The 15,486-nt window shown below is 53.9% G+C and carries 12 protein-coding genes and 1 other RNA gene; 7 read left to right on the top strand and 6 right to left on the bottom strand.

The window, feature by feature from the left end:
- The first annotated feature begins 2 nt into the window (after nucleotides 1-2).
- The 4 genes from smc to ACODS3_RS20200 all read left to right on the top strand — a co-directional run bounded on the left by smc (nucleotide 3) and on the right by ACODS3_RS20200 (nucleotide 8,504).
- On the top strand, nucleotides 3-3,491 hold the full coding sequence (gene smc / locus ACODS3_RS20215; RefSeq protein WP_489035962.1) for a chromosome segregation protein SMC: 3,489 nt from the start codon (nucleotides 3-5) through the stop codon (nucleotides 3,489-3,491).
- Between the two features lie 251 nt (nucleotides 3,492-3,742).
- Nucleotides 3,743-4,591 (top strand): cell division protein ZipA, encoded by an 849-nt coding sequence (zipA, locus tag ACODS3_RS20210; protein WP_122320733.1) that lies wholly within the window; start codon nucleotides 3,743-3,745, stop codon nucleotides 4,589-4,591.
- A gap of 268 nt (nucleotides 4,592-4,859) precedes the next feature.
- A complete protein-coding gene (ligA, locus tag ACODS3_RS20205) occupies nucleotides 4,860-7,223 on the top strand; it encodes an NAD-dependent DNA ligase LigA (RefSeq protein ID WP_489035959.1) in 2,364 nt (787 codons plus the stop codon).
- Nucleotides 7,224-7,364: 141 nt separating this feature from the next.
- Nucleotides 7,365-8,504: a zinc-binding metallopeptidase family protein gene (locus ACODS3_RS20200; RefSeq protein WP_489035957.1), complete on the top strand. Its 1,140-nt coding sequence runs from the start codon at nucleotides 7,365-7,367 to the stop codon at nucleotides 8,502-8,504.
- Nucleotides 8,505-8,608: 104 nt separating this feature from the next.
- Here ACODS3_RS20200 and ACODS3_RS20195 read toward each other — a convergent pair whose 3' ends face one another.
- The gene (locus tag ACODS3_RS20195) at nucleotides 8,609-8,884 is read right to left on the bottom strand and encodes a hypothetical protein (RefSeq protein ID WP_122320727.1); all 276 of its coding nucleotides are present in this window, start codon (nucleotides 8,882-8,884) and stop codon (nucleotides 8,609-8,611) included.
- Nucleotides 8,885-9,341: 457 nt separating this feature from the next.
- Between ACODS3_RS20195 and ffs the strand changes: the two genes are divergently transcribed.
- The 3 genes from ffs to ACODS3_RS20180 all read left to right on the top strand — a co-directional run bounded on the left by ffs (nucleotide 9,342) and on the right by ACODS3_RS20180 (nucleotide 12,063).
- An RNA gene (gene ffs / locus ACODS3_RS20190) (signal recognition particle sRNA small type) lies at nucleotides 9,342-9,438 on the top strand.
- Nucleotides 9,439-9,754: 316 nt separating this feature from the next.
- Entirely contained in the window at nucleotides 9,755-11,020 is a 1,266-nt protein-coding gene (locus tag ACODS3_RS20185) for a hypothetical protein (protein WP_463530999.1), read from the top strand.
- On the top strand, nucleotides 11,020-12,063 hold the full coding sequence (locus ACODS3_RS20180) for a hypothetical protein (protein WP_463530998.1): 1,044 nt from the start codon (nucleotides 11,020-11,022) through the stop codon (nucleotides 12,061-12,063). Before ACODS3_RS20185 ends, ACODS3_RS20180 begins: the two co-directional genes overlap by 1 nt.
- A 351-nt stretch (nucleotides 12,064-12,414) precedes the next feature.
- Here the strand turns inward: ACODS3_RS20180 and ACODS3_RS20175 are convergent, their stop codons facing one another.
- The 5 genes from ACODS3_RS20175 to ACODS3_RS20155 all read right to left on the bottom strand — a co-directional run bounded on the left by ACODS3_RS20175 (nucleotide 12,415) and on the right by ACODS3_RS20155 (nucleotide 15,378).
- Complete coding sequence (locus tag ACODS3_RS20175) at nucleotides 12,415-12,936, bottom strand: hypothetical protein (RefSeq protein WP_463530997.1); 522 nt, start codon at nucleotides 12,934-12,936, stop codon at nucleotides 12,415-12,417.
- 46 nt (nucleotides 12,937-12,982) lie between these two features.
- Complete coding sequence (locus ACODS3_RS20170) at nucleotides 12,983-13,504, bottom strand: hypothetical protein (RefSeq protein WP_489035954.1); 522 nt, start codon at nucleotides 13,502-13,504, stop codon at nucleotides 12,983-12,985.
- A 106-nt stretch (nucleotides 13,505-13,610) separates the two neighbouring features.
- Nucleotides 13,611-14,135: a hypothetical protein gene (locus tag ACODS3_RS20165; RefSeq protein WP_025259281.1), complete on the bottom strand. Its 525-nt coding sequence runs from the start codon at nucleotides 14,133-14,135 to the stop codon at nucleotides 13,611-13,613.
- Complete coding sequence (locus tag ACODS3_RS20160; protein WP_489035951.1) at nucleotides 14,132-14,878, bottom strand: alpha/beta hydrolase; 747 nt, start codon at nucleotides 14,876-14,878, stop codon at nucleotides 14,132-14,134. The genes ACODS3_RS20165 and ACODS3_RS20160 overlap by 4 nt, the downstream gene beginning before the upstream one ends.
- Nucleotides 14,879-14,880: 2 nt before the next feature.
- Nucleotides 14,881-15,378: a PAAR domain-containing protein gene (locus tag ACODS3_RS20155; protein WP_489035949.1), complete on the bottom strand. Its 498-nt coding sequence runs from the start codon at nucleotides 15,376-15,378 to the stop codon at nucleotides 14,881-14,883.
- Between the last annotated feature and the right edge of the window lie 108 nt (nucleotides 15,379-15,486).

The following is a 15,486-nucleotide window of genomic DNA, read 5'->3' as shown; positions in this document are numbered from 1 at the left end:
CCATGCGTCTGAAGTGCATCAAGCTGGCGGGGTTCAAATCCTTCGTCGACCCCACCACGGTGAACTTCCCCAGTAACATGGCGGCCGTTGTCGGCCCCAATGGGTGCGGCAAGTCCAACATCATCGACGCCGTGCGTTGGGTGATGGGCGAAAGCTCTGCCAAGAACCTGCGCGGCGAGTCGATGACCGACGTCATCTTCAACGGCTCCACCAGCCGCAAGCCCGTGAGTCAGGCGAGCATCGAACTGGTGTTCGACAACTCCGATGCCACGCTGGTGGGCGAATACGCCAGCTACGCGGAAATCTCCATTCGCCGCAAAGTGACCCGCGACAGCCAGAACACTTATTACCTCAACGGCACCAAATGCCGTCGGCGCGATATCACCGATATCTTCCTGGGCACCGGCCTTGGGCCGCGCAGCTATTCGATCATCGAGCAGGGCATGATCTCCAAGCTGATCGAAGCCAAGCCCGAGGACCTGCGCAACTTCATCGAAGAAGCGGCCGGCATCTCCAAGTACAAGGAGCGCCGCCGGGAAACCGAAAACCGCATTCGTCGCACCCATGAAAACCTCGCACGCCTGACGGACCTGCGCGAAGAGCTGGAACGCCAGCTTGAGCGCTTGCATCGGCAGGCACAGGCCGCCGAGAAGTATCAGGAATACAAGGCCGAAGAGCGTCAGCTCAAGGCTCAGTTGTCGGCTCTGCGCTGGCAGGCGCTGAACGAGCAGGTCGGCCAGCGCGAGGCAGTGATCGGCAATCAGGAAATCGGTTTCGAGGCCTTGGTGGCTGACCAGCGCAGTGCCGATGCCAGCATCGAGCGACTGCGGGACGGTCATCACGACCTGTCCGAGCGTTTCAATCTGGTGCAGGGACGTTTCTATTCCGTGGGTGGCGACATCGCCCGTGTCGAGCAGAGCATTCAGCACGGCCAGCAGCGCTTGCGTCAGTTGCAGGACGACCTGCGCGAAGCCGAGCGTGCCCGACAGGAAACCGAATCGCACCTGGGCCACGACACCACCTTGCTGGCGACCCTGGGCGAAGAGCTGGAAATGCTCGAACCGGAACAGGAAATGACCAGCGCTGCCGCCGAGGAATCGGCCATTGCCCTGGAAGACGCCGAAGCCACGATGCAGGGCTGGCAGGAAAAGTGGGACACCTTCAACCAGCAATCGGCCGAGCCGCAACGTCAGGCTCAGGTGCAGCAGTCGCGCATTCAGCAACTGGAACAAAGCATCGAGCGTCTGGCCGAGCGTCAGCGTCGTTTGAACGAAGAGCGCCAATTGTTGGCCTCTGACCCCGAAGACGCGGCCATTCTTGAACTGAGCGAAGACCTGGCCACCCGTGAAATGACCATCGACGACCTGCACCTGAACGAAGGGCAGGTCGTCGAGCAACTGGAGCAGTTGCGCGATCAATTGCAACAGGCCAATCAGGCCCAGCAGCAGGCCCAGGGCGAACTGCAACGCTTGAATGGCCGATTGGCCTCGCTTGAAGCCTTGCAACAGGCAGCCCTCGACCCGGACACCGGCACTGCCGAGTGGCTGCGTGACCAGCAACTGGCCGAGCGCCCGCGTCTGGCTGAAGGGCTGAGTGTCGAAGCAGGCTGGGAACTGGCGGTGGAAACCGTGCTGGGTGCCGACCTGCAAGCGGTGCTGGTGGATGATTTTGCCGGGCTGGATCTGGCCGGTTTCCAGCAGGGCGACTTGCGCCTGCTGAGCCCCGGAGCCGATACCAGTCGCCTGCCGGGCAGCCTGCTGGACAAGGTCGAAAGCCCGGTCGACCTGTCGGCCTGGCTGGGGCAGGTCATGCCGGTGCAAACCCTCGACGAAGCCTTGGCCCGACGTGGGCAGTTGAGTGCCGGGCAAAGTTTTATCAGCCGCGATGGCTATTGGGTCGGGCGTCACTTCTTGCGCGTGCGCCGCGCCAGTGAAGCCCAGAGCGGCGTTCTGGCCCGTGGTCAGGAACTGCAACGGCTTGGGCTGGAGCGTGACGAACTCGAAGCGGCACTGGCGGCCCGTGAAGAACAACTGCTGTCGCTGCGTGAGCAACAGACGCAACAGGAAGAAACCCGCGAACAACTGCGTCGCCGCCTGCAAGACGAAACCCGTCAGCAGGGCGAACTCAAGGCCCAGCTGTCGGCGGCCAAGGCCAAGGTCGAGCAGTTGACCCTGCGCCGTACCCGTCTTGATGAAGAGCTCATCGAAGTGGGCGAGCAGCGTGCCATGGAGCATGAGCACCTGGGTGAATCCCGCGTGCAACTGCAAGACGCCCTGGACGCCATGGCCCAGGACACCGAGCAGCGCGAGCTGCTGCAAGCCCAGCGCGACAGCCTGCGCGAGCGTCTGGACCGGATTCGTCAGGAGGCGCGTCAGCACAAGGATCGCAGCCATCAACTGGCAGTGCGTATCGGCTCGATCAAAGCGCAGCACGACTCCACGCGCCAGGCCCTTGAACGCCTGAAGATGCAGTCCGAGCGGCTGTCCGAAAAAAGCGAGCAACTGGGCCTGAACCTGGAAGAAGGGCAGGCCCCGCTTGAAGAACTGCGCCTCAAGCTCGAAGAATTGCTGGAAAAACGCATGGTCGTCGACGACGAAATGCGTATCGCCAAAATCGCTCTGGAAGATGCCGACCGTGAGCTGCGCGACGCCGAGAAGCGTCGCACCCAGGCCGAGCAACAATCGCAACTGTTGCGTGGCCAGCTGGAGCAGCAGCGCCTGGAGTGGCAATCCCTGACGGTGCGGCGCAAGGCCTTGCAGGACCAGTTGCAGGAAGACGGCTATGACCTTCACGGCGTGCTGGCGACCTTGAGCCCCGAAGCCAGCGAGGCGAGTGCCGAGCAACAACTTGAAAACATTGCGGGGCGCATCCAGCGCCTGGGCGCGATCAACCTCGCGGCCATCGACGAATACCAGCAACAGTCCGAGCGCAAGCGTTACCTCGATGCCCAGAACGCTGATCTGGTGGAGGCTCTGGAGACGCTGGAAAACGTGATCCGCAAGATCGACAAGGAAACCCGCAATCGTTTCAAGGAGACCTTCGATCAGATAAACAGCGGAATTCAGGCGCTGTTTCCGAAAGTTTTCGGTGGCGGCTCCGCTTATTTGGAACTGACGGGCGAAGATTTACTCGATACAGGGGTGACAATCATGGCGCGTCCACCCGGCAAGAAGAACAGCACGATTCATTTGCTGTCCGGTGGGGAAAAAGCCCTGACTGCATTGGCACTGGTTTTTGCCATTTTCAAACTCAACCCGGCACCGTTCTGCATGCTCGACGAAGTCGATGCACCCCTGGATGACGCCAACGTGGGACGTTATGCACGCTTGGTGAAAGAAATGTCACAAACAGTGCAATTCATCTACATCACCCACAACAAGATCGCCATGGAAATGGCCGACCAGCTGATGGGCGTAACCATGCATGAACCCGGCTGTTCGCGCCTTGTAGCGGTGGATGTCGAGGAGGCGATGGCCCTTGTGGATGCGTGATCTGTAACGTGATTTCGCGGGGAAATGGCTTTTTAGTGGCTCAAATATGTGAAGCGGTAGCGATAGATACTACCCTCAGGGCCAAACAGGTGTAACAGACGGTGTAAAGTTACCTTTGGTCGTGCTAGTTTAGTGACCACTTTTTTATTTCGGCGTGGGCAAAATGCCAGTTAGAACATAGACTTGGCACCACGTATTAAAGGGGTTTAGGCCCTTATTTTGAAAATTCTTCATTAGAGGCACTGGATTACATGGAAATCGGTCTGCGCGAGTGGCTGATCGTCATCGGCATTATTGTCATTGCCGGTATTCTCTTCGATGGCTGGCGCCGTATGCGCGGCGGCAAGGGGAAACTGAAATTCAGGCTCGACCGAAGCTTCTCCAATCTGCCGGACGACGATGAAACCACGTCCGCAGAATTGCTGGGCCCACCCCGCGTGCTGGATACCCACAAGGAACCTCAACTGGACGAGCAGGACCTGCCGTCGTTGAGTGCGACCCCGCGTGAGAGCAAACGCAGCAACAGCGACAAGAAGCGCAAGGACGAGCCGCAACAGGGCGACTTGAACCTGGATATGGACGGCCCTAGCCTGTTCACCGATCGCAACGACGATTTCCCGGACGACAAGCCGGCCCAGCGCATCACCGAAGACAAGGACCTGCCGCCTGTCGAAGAAGTGCTGGTCATCAGCGTGATCTGCCGTGACGAAAGCGGTTTCAAAGGGCCTGCACTGCTGCAGAACATCCTGGAAAGCGGCCTGCGTTTCGGCGAAATGGACATCTTCCACCGTCACGAAAGCATGGCCGGCAATGGCGAAGTCCTGTTCTCCATGGCCAACGCCGTGAAGCCGGGCGTGTTCGACCTGGACGACATCGACCATTTCAGCACCCGTGCCGTCAGCTTCTTCCTGGGCTTGCCTGGGCCGCGTCATCCGAAGCAGGCGTTCGACGTCATGGTCGCCGCAGCCCGCAAGCTGGCCCATGAACTCAACGGCGAACTGAAAGACGACCAACGCAGCGTCATGACCGCTCAAACCATTGAGCATTACCGCCAGCGCATTGTCGAATTCGAGCGCCGCGCATTAACCCAGCGCCGCTGACAGTAGGAGCGGATGAATCCGCTCCATGCTAATGACGATCAGTTAAGAGGCTGATTTCAAAAGTCGGGGGGCTGGAATCAAAATCCGTGGGAGGGGCCTTGGCCGCGACAGCCCGGTTTCAGGCGCTGAAAATGTGTTGCCTGTAAGCAGGTCGTCGCGGCCAAGGCCCCTCCCACAGGTGACTGTATGCCTTAACTGATCGGCATCTGCTCCTACATGCCACATCAAGCAGCCAAGGCTGCTTTTTTGCTTTTTGAGAGAACATTGTATGAAGGCCGTCGAAACCCGAATCCTGGAACTGCGCGCAGAGCTGGACCAGCACAACTACCGCTACCACGTGCTGGACGAACCCAGCATCCCGGATGCCGAGTACGATCGCCTGTTTCACGAACTCAAGGCCCTTGAGGCTGAAAACCCGCATCTGGTCACCCCGGATTCCCCGACCCAGCGCGTGGGCAGCGCCGCGCTGTCGGCCTTCACTCAAGTGCGTCATGAAGTCCCCATGCTCAGCCTGGGCAACGCCTTTGAAGAAACCGACATGCGCGAGTTCAATAAGCGTGTGATCCAGGTACTTGGCCTGCCAGCAGGCGACCTGTTTGGTGGCGATGCCAAAGTGCAATACAGTTGCGAGCCCAAGCTGGACGGCCTTGCGGTGAGCTTGCTGTATCGCGACGGTGCGCTGGTGCGCGGGGCCACCCGTGGTGATGGCACCACCGGCGAAGACATCAGCGTCAACGTGCGAACCGTGCGTAACATTCCCCTCAAACTGAAAGGTAAGGGCTGGCCTGAAGTACTTGAGGTGCGGGGTGAAGTCTTCATGTCCAAGGCCGGTTTCGAGCGGCTCAATGCCAGCCAGATGGAAATCGGCGGCAAGACCTTCGCCAACCCGCGCAATGCCGCAGCTGGCAGCCTGCGCCAGCTAGACTCGAAGATCACCGCCAATCGCCCACTGGAGTTTTGCTGCTATGGCTTAGGTCAGGTTTCTACCGAAATTTCCGACACCCATGTAGGCATGCTGAACCAGCTCAAAAAATGGGGCATGCCTATCAGTCCTGAGCTGAAACTGGCGGACGGGATTGAAGAGTGTCTGGCGTATTACCACGACATTGGCGAGCGCCGCCTCAAGTTGGCGTATGAAATCGACGGCGTGGTATTCAAGGTCAATGACCTCTCATTCCAGAGTGCAATGGGATTTCGTGCGCGTACTCCGCGCTGGGCCATCGCCCATAAATTCCCGGCCATGGAAGAACTGACCGAGCTGTTGAACGTCGAATTCCAGGTCGGGCGCACGGGGGCAGTCACGCCGGTCGCACGCCTCAAGCAGGTCAAGGTCGCAGGCGTCATGGTGTCCAACGCCACATTGCACAACATGGACGAAGTCGCACGCCTGGGCGTGATGATCGGCGATACCGTCATCATCCGCCGTGCCGGTGACGTCATCCCGCAAGTGGTGCAAGTGGTGGCCGAACGCCGCCCGGAAAACGCCCGCCCGGTGGAGGTGCCGAAAACCTGCCCTGTCTGCGGCTCCCACGTAGAACGCACGCAACTGGTCAAGCGCAGCAAAGGCAAGGAAACCATCAGCGAAGGTGCGGTCTATCGCTGCGTCGGCCGTCTGGCCTGTGGCGCGCAGCTCAAGCAGGCGATCATCCACTACGTCTCGCGTCGAGCCATGGACATCGAAGGCCTGGGCGACAAGACCATCGAGCAACTGGTGGACGAAAAGCTCATCGGCTCGCCCGCAGACCTCTACAAACTGCAATACGAACAGATCATCGACCTGGAAGGCTTTGCCGAAGTCTCCAGCAACAAACTGCTCAAGGCCATTGCCGACAGCCGCAAGCCGACCCTGGCGCGCTTCATCTACGCGCTGGGCATTCCCGATGTGGGCGAAGAAACCGCCAAGGTGCTGGCCCGCTCGCTGGCGTCCCTGGCGCGGGTTCGCAAGGCCTTGCCGGAAGTGCTCACCTACCTGCCGGATATCGGCCTGGAAGTCGCTCACGAAATTCACAGCTTCTTCGAGGACAGCCACAACCGCGAAGTCATCGATGCCTTGCTGGGCGAGAGCGGCCTGCAATTGCAGGATGAAGGCGAGCTGGGTGCCGAATTTGCAGCCAGCACCACCCTGGGCAGCCTGATCGACAAACTGCACATCTTCTCGGTAGGGCCGGGCGGCGCGCAGAAACTGGCCGACAAGTTCGGCACGCTGGAAAACGTCATCAGCGCCGACTGGCTGGACATGCGTCAGGCGCTGCCGGAGAAACAGGCCAAGGCCGTGCGCGAGTTCTTTGATGACGCCGCCAACGCCGAGCGAGCGCGGGCCATCGAAGCGCAGCTCAAGGAATTCGGCATGCACTGGCGCAGCGAGAAGAAAACCGTCGAAGGCCTGCCGTTGGCTGGCCAGACCTGGGTCCTGACTGGCTCGCTGGAACGCATGAGCCGCGACATCGCCAAGGAAAAACTCGAAAGCCTGGGTGCCAAGGTATCCGGCTCCGTCTCGGCCAAAACCCACACCGTCGTCGCCGGCCCCGGCGCAGGCTCCAAACTCACCAAGGCCAACGAACTGGGCCTGGAAGTACTGGATGAAGAAGCCTTTGTGGCATTCCTGAGCGGGCAGGGCATTGAAGTGGATTGATGCCCTTCGCGAATGAATTCGCACCTGCGCCGGCCTCCGTAGGAGCGAATTCATTCGCGAAAACCACCACCCGAGAAAATCCATGGAACCCCTGCACCTCGCCCATGATCTAGTCTGTTCACGGACCCCAGGGAAACCACCATGTACCGCTTTTTCGAACAACTCAGTTCAAGGATCGCTGCCCCCTTCATCAGCGAAACAAAGCGCAACAGCAAGGTCTGGCAGTGCCGCTGCGGCCAATCGGTGTTCTTTCCCAACTCCCAGTGCCTGGCCTGCTCGGCGGCATTGGGCTATCTACCGGAACAGGAACGCATCGCCACAATCGAAGCCGCCGCCGAGCCCGATACCTGGCGCCTGAGCGAAGACCCCGGCGCAGGCCTCTACCGACGCTGCGCCAACCTGCACACGCCAGCCGCCTGCAACTGGCTGTTTCCGGCCCATAATGCAGGTGAATACTGCATCGCCTGTAGCCTGAATCGCACTATCCCGGACCTCTCCGTCCCGGAAAACCCCGAGCGCTGGCGCAAGGTCGAAACCGCCAAGCGGCGCTTGGTGGCGCAACTGATTTCCCTCGGGCTGGAAGTCATCCCCAAAACCAGCGACGAAGACACCGGGCTGGCCTTTGATTTTGTCGGCATCGACCTGGAAGGCAAACCACCGACCACCGGCCACGCCAACGGCCTGATCACCCTCAATATCGAAGAAGCCGACGACGCCCACCGCGAAGCCGTGCGCGTACAGATGCACGAGCCTTATCGCACCTTACTGGGGCATTTCCGCCATGAAGTGGGGCACTATTACTGGGACAGGCTGATTGCCGACACCTACTGGCTGCACGGCTTTCGCAACCTGTTCGGCGACGAACGCGCCAGCTATGCCGACGCGCTGGAGAACCACTACCAGAACGGCGCCCCGGAAGGCTGGCAGCAACAGTTCGTCAGCGCCTACGCAACCATGCACCCGTGGGAAGACTGGGCAGAAACCTGGGCGCATTACCTGCACATGATGGATGCCGTCGACACCGCGCTGGGCCTGGGCATGAGCGCCCGAGAGATGGAGCTGGACTACCAGCCGTTCCCGCTGGAAGCCCTCTACGACCCCCAACACCCCGACGGCCCGGCCTTCCTCTCATTCATCAACGCCTGGATAGAACTGGCCAGTATGCTTAACGAACTGTCACGCAGCATGGGCCAACCCGACTTCTACCCCTTCGTCCTGCCCGCACCGGCCATCGCCAAACTGCACTTCATCCACCTGGTAATCCAGGGTTCCACCCCGTAGGAGCGAATTCATTCGCGAACAAACCGTGAAATACCGATCAATCAGGCATACATCTCACTTGTGGGAGGGGCCTTGGCTGCGACGGCACCCAGGCCCCCAATCTGCTAATGCCTGACCACAGCCCTGTCCAACCCAGGCCGAAACACCTGCTTCTCCACCAGATCCAGCGCATCACAGCCATCGCTCAACAGCATCAGCGCCGCATTGGCCATATACCGCACATCAGCGTCATCTGCCCCGTCCAGACATTCCAAGAGGCGACGAGCCATACGAATACGCCGGTCAGCACTGGCAAACAGAAAATCCAGTGGGGCCTGACTGTCGATATGCATCACAGGGTTATCAGTGTTATTGCTTTTGAGCGGGACAAAGCGGGTCATGCTGCACCTCCGCAAGGCGTGAGGGCAGGGGGATTTGGTGTGATTTTGAACATGGCTAAACTTCCTTTGTTTCATTAAAAGGACTGCCACGGCTCACTTCCACATGAGTTGGGTGGCAGCTGTGCGTGGGTGTGGAAGACCGGTCAAAGGAACCCGGTGCACCCGAAGGTGCCCCAGCACACAGCCGCCATAGCGCAGCCATCCGAAACATTTAGAGTCTCAGATTGCTGATATAGCTTCTGTGTCCTTTGAACAGCCGGGCTTCCACCCCCGATCACTGACAGGCAGCGACCGCGCGACTATAAGCCCCGAATCCGCTCCCTGCAACCCGCCGAGCCCTTGTGACACAAGTGCTTGAGCAATCTCGAATTTTTATCCTGGATTACGGGTTGTAACTTCGCGCCAGACCGGTACAATGGCACGGCTCGCCGACTGGCGAGTGTCGTTATGGTGACCCCATCGGTCCCCCCGCAACGATTACCCGTCAACCTGGTCAGGCCCGGAAGGGAGCAGCCATAGCGGGAACATTGTGTGCCGGGGTGTGGCTGGTGGGGTTGCCACCTTTCTTTTGAATCCTTGTGGTTTGCAGGGGTTTTCCAGTACTTAGATATATCTACACAATATTTTCCTCTCTTAATCTTGAGTGTGCGTAGGTTTGTGCTTTAACCAAACGTTAGGCGCAGCGGAGTTACGATTGGGCATCGGGTGTGGAGTCTGATGGCTATAGGTATGCTAAGAATGTTGTAAGTTTCTCCGAGACCGAATACCTTTGCTATGCATGATTCAACGAGTCATATAAACATGCATTTTTAGTGATGAGCTTGCTCATGTGGCAGTTCATCAAAGGGTTGTAAATGTCAAGGACGGTTTATGGACAAGAAGACTGCTGGCTCGTGGTTGATTCATCATACGAATAAGCTCCAAGGTGTTAACAGCCAACTCGGCTATGAAAAAACGTTCGCAGCTGGGAAGGCGGGTATTTTGCTGTCTGCAATTTCCGCAGATGGGAACCTTAAGGTTTCTCCTGATAGACTTAATGCTTTAGCTAGGGCCTCTAACATTAATACTATGTTTGAGCTGCCATCTCTCGTAAAACTACTTAAAGAAAACGAATATTTAGATGACTCTCGGTCTGGAGAGCTTCTTGTGTACGGTGTTACATCTGCGTCGGTCTTGAGTCATACAGCTGACATATTTAGTAAGCTCTCTCCCGAGCGAAATGAGTTAGCAGCTATAGAGCTGGCCGAGATTGCGTCTGTGGCCCCGGCTAAAGTATCCGAAGTTTCAGAGTATATCGGCGATTTAAATAAGTTGCCTAAGGCTGAGGTCAAGCAGTTGTTGGTCGAGGCAAGCCAAATAGGTTTTGTTGAGGTTGAAAAATTAAGTGCTGATGAAGAATTGGTTTTTAATGGAAATCTCTTTCGTCGTGATGTTACACGAAAAATTAAGCTAGTATTGGATTCTTTAAGTTCAAAAGAGCAGGCTCTTCTGCAAGACTTTAATGACGTTCTTAGGAAAAAAGCCTGCGTCGATGTTGAGTCTGCTGAAAGGATTCTTGGTGGAGCATTGTTTAGTAAGGTTTTTTCTATTGGCTTGTTTGATGTGAGTGTTGTAAGTAATGGGGATAGTAATACCGGGTTTGTGACGCTTCCGTCTGCATTTTCTAAGTTTGATAGTAATTCTATGGTAGATGATGCTTTTGACTTGGCTAAAGCGTTTTTGAGTTCCTTGACATATGGTATTACTAAAAGTAATTATGCAAGAGGAGCGATTCGCATGGTGGATGCGCTGCTGTCTGCACTTATTCGAGGTGAAAGTGTTGGGCCAGTAAGTGCTATTGGTCAAGATTATAAAGTGCTAGAGTTGAAAGGTGTAGTGAAGGTTTATAATGGAAGTAAGAATGGTCGTTCAGGACCAATGCTGAAGCTTCTAAAGCGAGAAATTGGCAAGCTTGCTCTGCAGGTTATCAGAGAGGGTGATGTGAGTGAGTATTCGCTGACAATATTGCCCGGGGCTGCCTTAACTGGTTACCAAGGACCTGAGGTGAACAGAATGGTTGAGCGTCGGAATCAGTTAAAGAGTAGTCCGAAAGCTACGAATGATATGTTATCCGCATTGCGGACGGGAGCTTTCTAATGGCTAAGGCTCTTCCTTTGGCAAAAGGCTATTTGGCTGAAGAAATGTTGAGAGCATATTTTTCTCGGGCAGGATATTTCGTGGTTCGAGGTGTGCCATTCTGCTATGAAGGATTTGATGTAACAGATATTGATCTATGGTTGTACAGCAGATCGTCTTCGGTTTCTCGCGAGATTGCTATTGTCGATGCAAAGAATAAAAAGACACCTCAAGCTATTGAGAGGATCTTTTGGATAAAAGGTCTACAAAAGGCGGTAGGAGCTTCAAAAGCAATTGTTGCTACAAACGATCGACGTCCAGAAGTAAAAGAGTTTGGTAAAGAGTTGGATGTGGTTGTTCTTGATGGCTCTTTCCTGTCTCGACTCGGTAGTCCGGATGGGTATAACCCTAGCCGACTGAGTGATGAGGAGTTTTTTCAAGAGATAGCAGATTACGCACTGGGAAAACTTGATGGCGATTGGAAGGGAAGAGTTCGTCTCTGTAAGGGACTGCTGTCTAAAGGACTTACCTTTGATAACTGCAATGCTTGGCTCGGGCATGCAAAATTTTTCGCATTGGGTTCGATAGAAAATCAGCGGCAGCGAGTATTGGCTCTACGCTGTCTATATCTGATTTGTTCCTTTGTTGCGTTAGCAATAGATTATGTTCTTGAGGAGCTCGCTTTTGTGGAACAGACTGAGCGCTCAGCCATGCTAAAAGAAGGATTTACATATGGTTCTCGCGGGCGCTCTGGATTAAAAAAAGTTCTTGAAATTGCTCTAGGTTTGGTAGAGCAGCATGCTGAAGACGGGGCACTTACTTCTAGGCAAGTAAGGTCAAGTGTAGAGAATCAACTGGAAAGTCTTCAGGTTGACATACTTGCAGAGTATTTTTCTCGACCGGGAGTTGGGAGAGGGCTTTTCACGGTAGCAAAAGAGTTTGAACAGCTTTCTATGGAAAGGCAATTTGTTAGTCATTTAGGCGCGTCGCCTGAATTAAAGAGTATGCTATATTGTTTGATGGATCATTGGTCGCTCGATAGGTCATTGTTGTCTGAAAAATAAGGATCTATATATTTGTTTTTGTAGTCGTTGGATGACAGTTTTTCTTTAATTCTTGGGGGGATAAATAGTGTGTCGATGTGATACGCTTTTTATCTTCGCGAAGCAAAGTGTACTTTGCTATGGGGTTGCGTTTGTGTTGGGGGTGGTCGTTAAGGTTAAATGGGCGCCATATATGATGTGTTAGTGAAAGAGTGGCCAAAAAATAAATTTGCATAGTCTATAAAAACTATATTGCGGTATTTGCTCGTTGGGTAAATGTCTTTAGTGATTCGATATTGATTTTTGTGCGTACATAAAATTTGCGTGCTTGGATGTGAAGTCAAATGTATGTGGTGGTAGTCGTTGGGGAGATTATCGTTCTCTCATTTTCTCCAATATTATCGTCGATGGGATAAAGAACGTATTGGTGTAGTAATTTCTATATCCCCATGAAGGAGCGATACGGACTTTGCAAGGGATCGATACTTGGTCCTCAATCAATATTCTTATTTCGTCGTACCCATCTAGGCTGCTTTCGCTACCGTTTGGATTGGAGTAGGAGAAAGATACTTCTGAAATAAAGTCGCGGTTGAGTCTGCTTTGATCTTTGGCTTTTACTGAGCCTCTGGCTTTTATTTTAATAACATGGTCTGTTGAAAAGTTTGTGTCGTGATCCAGAGAACATGTCAGTACCGGGTTTTGTTGGTTGCTGTTTTCGTAATTGTTGAAGGCGCGCATCAGGTCAATGCTTGAGGTGAAGTTAACCGTATAATGGTTGTTAGGGCTTCTCTCAAAAGACGATAACCTAAGCTCGGCGCGTGGGATGTTTGGCGTTTTTGCGCAGGCGGTACATAAGAGTACGGCTAAGAAAATAAAGGTTTGATATGTCTTCATTTTCTTTGCGTCATGGGGTTGGATGGAATAGAACTATTTGTGATACTCACTTGTTCATCTGCTCTAGAATTAGAGTAGAGGGGATAAAAAGTAGGTTGGTGTAGTAGGCTTTATATCCATACGCCGTTATGAATACTCTGCAAGGGATTGACTCCTGTGCCTCGAGTAGTGGTTTAAAAGCCTCGAAATCGTTTAAGTCTCGTTGAGTGCCATCGGGATTGTTAAAGCGAAAGATAAGCTCGGAGGTAAAGATGTAGTTTGGTCTTGTTGAGCTTTTTATCTCTACTCGTCCTGTAGCACCTATGTTGATGGGGGCTTCTACTGTAAGTTTTGCATCAGGATCCAGGGAGCAGATGAAGCTGGGGTTTAATTGGTTGCTATTTTCGTAGTCGTTGAATGCATGCTGCAGATCCACGCTTGAGGTGAACGTGACTGTATAAGGGTATTTGGGGGCTGGTCCGAATGATAAAAGATTAAGGTCAGCTACCGGTATTTGTGCTGTTTTTACGCATGCTGTGCACAAAATTACTGTCAGGTAAATGAGGCAGTGAAGTGCTTTAGTTTTCATAAGTGTCATTTATAAGTTCGATATAAATTTACGCTCACTGCTATGAGTTCAGGTTGCAGTGAGCGCTTAAATACATTGGTAGCGCATGTGATTCAGGTAGTTATGTTTATGATTTTGTGGTGTTCAATTTTTCCAGCATTAGTTTTGCTGGTATAAGTAATGTTTTGCTGTAGTAAGCTTTGAATCCGTAATAAGTGATGCGTGCTTTGCAAGGAATTGAATCTTGAGCTAAAAGCAGAGGTTTTATCGCATCATAGTCATTATCGTTACGCTGTGTTCCATCCGGGTTGGTATAGTAAAAGATCAGCGATGCAATATAGTTATGATTAAGTTTGCTTTCTTTTTTTGCCTTTACCACGCCTTCGGCTTTTATGGCGATAGCATGATCTGCCGAAAATTTGGTATCGCGATTCAGGGAGCAGATCAGCATGGGGGGCAGCTGGTTGCTGTTTTCGTAGTCCTGAAAAGCTGTCAGTAAATTAATGTTGGAGGTGAAGTCGACAATGTAAAAATTGTTGGGTCCTCGCTCAAAAGACAATAGTGTCAGCTCGGCCTGTGGCACGCGAGGTGTTTTTGCACAGGCTGCGCACAGTAACACTGCCAAAAGAATGAGGCTGCGATATATATTCATTGGCCAAAAAATCCGGTAATCGACTCGAAAATAAGATCACGTGCGGATTTTGCTCCTTGCACGGGCTCTATGAACATCTGGCCTGCCGAAGCATGGTGGATATTGGCAGTTTTATTTATTGTCGGACATGAGGTCATGATCCATTGCTCTCCAAAATCTGCGACGCTATCCGAGGCGTCTGGATTAGTGGATTCAGCAAGAATGTTGATCCAGGTTTCGGCAACAGGAGAGGGCTCTGAAAAATAAATGTCCGAGCCCAGCCATACCAGAAAACCCTCACCTACAGGGTCCAGCGTGACTAGAAACTTAACGGTATAACCTTTTTCTGACAGTGTTCTTGACAGGTGCGCTCCATTCCATCCACCTAAGCTATGCCCGACGATATAAACCGCACAGGATTTATTAGGTATATTGTTGATGAAGTGAGTCTCTATATCACTGACCCCCTTTGCGTCGTTATAGCTTTTTGACAACATCCTAGTTTTTTCAAACGCAATTTTATTTGTGCCGAGCGTTTCTGCGAGTTCTTTTTTTGCATAGTCAACGTTATAATTCGGCCCCTGAAAATAATACGACTCCTGATCCGCCGCCCCCCCAATAAAAAACACCACCGCCTTCTTCTCTGCCACCGGCACCGTTTTAACTACGGCATCATTAACCGCCGTCAACGTATGCGTCGTCGCCACACACGCTCTCTTCCCGTTTGAAAGCACAATCTCTTCTGCTTGTTGTTCAGCGGCCATTTTCAATCTTCCACAAACAGTTTGATGTTTTCAGCCAGATGCGAGCTGATCATGTGGGTGAAGCCCTGTGCATCGCTGACGCCTTCTTCGATGCTGCCGTCGGCGCGCTGGATGGCGTAGCCGTGGTTGGCCATGGGTTCGCCGGTGGTTTCGTTGATGAGTTTGAGCTTGTCGCTGAAATGCACGGGCATTGGCAGCAGGCCGCTGAAGGGGGCAGGGACGAAGGTGTCGCCGATGATGACCGTGCCGGACCCGCCAATGATGATGTTGCCGTGTGCGCCGGTGCTGTCGATGGTCGCGGCGTTAAGGCCGTTGATGAAGACAGTTGAGCTGACGCCGCCGGTGATGGGGCTGCCGCAGGCGGATTTGTCGCTCATGCGGGCGGCGGGCAGGCCGTCGAAGTTTACATCGGGGGAGCCGCTGGCGATCGGGTTGGTGCCGTGCCCAGGCAGTGGGCAGCTGGTGGGGTCGCCAAGGCGGGCAGCAGGTTTGCCACTCATGCGAAATTCCATTTCAAAGTGTCGGATAGGTCTGACTGGCAAGCCGGATCGTTCACAGCTTGTCAGCGATGGCATTTTAAGTGCGTACCCGACGTTCAGCAATGGATG

Source organism: Pseudomonas sp. FG43, from assembly GCF_057809175.1.
The sequence above is the reverse complement of the archived record's forward strand: the minus strand, read 5'-3'. Positions and strand labels throughout refer to the sequence as shown.